Genomic DNA, 2,463 nt, shown 5'->3' with positions numbered 1-2,463 from the left:
GCCGGAGAAGTAAATATCCCCCGGCAAAACCGGGGGATTTCCTGTCATGGGTTAATCGTCACGCTGATAGAATGTGAACCAGCCAGACCACCGCTGTCGCTCACCGAAGCGGTGATGACATGGGTGCCCACGCTCAGACTGGAGGTGTTCACCGTGCCGCCATTACCCAGCGCGCCGTCGAGCGAGGAGCTCCAGGCCAATGCACTGGTCAGGCTGCCATCCTCGCTATCGGCTGCCGTGCCCGTAAAGGTGACCGCCTCACCCGCCATAAACGTTGCATTATTGGCCGGCGTATCGATCGTCACGCTGGGCGCGCTGTTTCCTGCCGTGCCAAAAACCAGGTCGATGCCATTCACGTTTTGACCGGCTAATCCATGAGCGGAGCCACTCCACACCGGATCATAGGTGCATTTAGCGATAGGCAATGGGGTGGATTGGGGGGGAATGCAGCGGAAAATATCGGCGCCATCCCCGCTCGCGCCAGGTACGGAGAAATTAGCGTTGGTGGTCAAATAGAGATTGCCGGTGCTATCAACCGAAACACCATCCACATCTTCATCATCGCCGCCATCGCTGAGGCTTATTTTCGAGCCGTCAAAATAGAGCTGCCAGGCGCCGCTGGTGGTTTCACCCAACGAAGTGGCGGTGAAAGCGATGAGATCTTCATCACCGCCGGACACGCCTGGCACGCTGAAGTTACCGCTGGTGCTGACAAGCAGCCGTCCATCCGGCAGGAAACTGAGGGCATCGATTCTTTCGCCACTGGCTTGCGAACTCGGTCCTAAACCGACGTTGGCTCCTTTGAAATACCACTCGAACGTACCCGTCGTATTATTCTCGCCGAGGCTCGCGGGGATGAAACGCACGATATCCATGGTGTCGACCGATCCCACCCCGGGCACTAGAGTGACCGCCTGGAAGGTGAGCAAAATGCTGCCGTCGGCCAGGAGGTGAAAGCCGTTGATATCTGTTGAGCCCAGGCCGGCATGCGAGCCATCGAAATAGAGCGACCAGCTGTCGGTATGAATATCGTAGCGGAGAATATCTTCACGGCCAAAGGAGAGATTTCCGAGGGTGCTGCTCTTTCTACTGGTCGTCACGTAGACGGCGGCCAATGGCGGCGGCGGCGGCAACACGGTGATCTGCACCTCGTCACTGGTGGAAAGCTCCGAATCGTCCGCGGTGAGACGCAAAACATAAACGCCCTCTTCACTGAAACTTGCCGTGGCTTCGGCTGCGCTTGAATTGCCGAGAACCACCGCGCCAGGGCCGCTCACCACGCTCCAATTGATGGCGAGTTGCGCGGGGGGATTGGGCAGCCCATCATCCATCACGATGCCATTCAGCGTGGCACAGGGCCGAACGGTCGAGCCGCTGCAACTGGACGTGAAAGTAATGACTTGATCGGCGCCGGCAGACAGATTCGGCCGTTGGTTGCCTGCGGGCCCGCCGCCAGACGGCGACCAGGGGATGGCGAACTCATACAACTTGCCATCGTTTTCATGGGGATCTTCATTGTTATCCACGCCGCGATCGACAATGTAGAGATTCTGCACAGTCGGATAGGGGTCAGACCCCACCCCGCTCCACGCCCCCAACGCCAGCCCGGCGGGTTTGTTGGCATTAGCCGCGGAAATATCGATCATGCGCACCAATGCGCCGCTGGTGGTCACCTCCGCAACCCTGGTTGGGGGTTTGCCAACGATGTAGAGATTGCCGGTGGCCGGATCCCATTCGATCCCTTCGGGATCCTCGACGCCGAGACTTAAGGTATCGAAGCTGGTGACGACGTCATCCCCGCTGGGCGGCGCACCATTGAAGCGGCCGTTGGGTCCCGGCAGGATTTTGTAAATCTCGGCGTTGAGTCCATCGGCGAGATAGAGCGCGCCTTCGATGTGATCATAAGCGAGCCCTTCCGGGTCAGTGGAATTGAAATCACGCGTATTGATTGAGCCCACCACCGTATCATCAGCAGTGCCAAATACGCTGTCAGTGCCCGGATTGATTTCCAGGATCTGTCTTATGGTGTCGTCGGAGATGAAAATGTGCAAGTTGAGGGGATTGAAGGCCATCCCTGCCGGCTCATCGGTATAAGAAGTGGTATTCGAACCGGCCAGCAATTCGCCGGTCAGGGTTGTCTCAAAGGCATTGACATTCTGGTTGTTGAATAACCAATCCATTTCGTCGACTTCGCCATCGCCGATGAGCAGATGGCCCGCGCGGGGACCTGCGCTCAAATAAGCGATGCTTGACGGGTCGGGACTGCTGATGGCGCCCGGGTTCATGGTGTTGGGGTCGGGGCAGTTGGGACGTGTAAAGCACGACAGATCCACAGACTGAATCAGGGTGCCTACGGCATCCTGGGCAAATAGGCGGGACTGCGTGCAGCACGCGAGGATGAAACCTAGCAGGTAAAGCACCCAGCTATTTTTTCTCGTAATCATCATCATCACTCCTCTGGAA

General features: G+C 57.7%; 1 protein-coding gene. It reads right to left on the bottom strand.

Features of this window, described 5'->3' with window-relative positions:
* Positions 1–44 precede the first annotated feature (44 nt).
* Positions 45–2,444, bottom strand: a complete 2,400-nt coding sequence (locus BLP80_RS14750) for a PKD domain-containing protein (RefSeq protein WP_176754400.1) — start codon at positions 2,442–2,444, stop codon at positions 45–47.
* Positions 2,445–2,463: the final 19 nt, after the last annotated feature.

This window comes from Nitrosomonas sp. Nm132 (assembly GCF_900100485.1).
Taxonomy (GTDB): Bacteria; Pseudomonadota; Gammaproteobacteria; order Burkholderiales; family Nitrosomonadaceae; genus Nitrosomonas.
This window is presented reverse-complemented; position numbering and strand designations above follow the sequence as displayed.

What these genes read in the sequence shown, in the direction of transcription:
- BLP80_RS14750 (WP_176754400.1), bottom strand. Translation starts at nt 2,444, where the DNA reads ATGATTACGAGAAAAAATAGCTGGGTGCTTTACCTGCTAGGTTTCATC.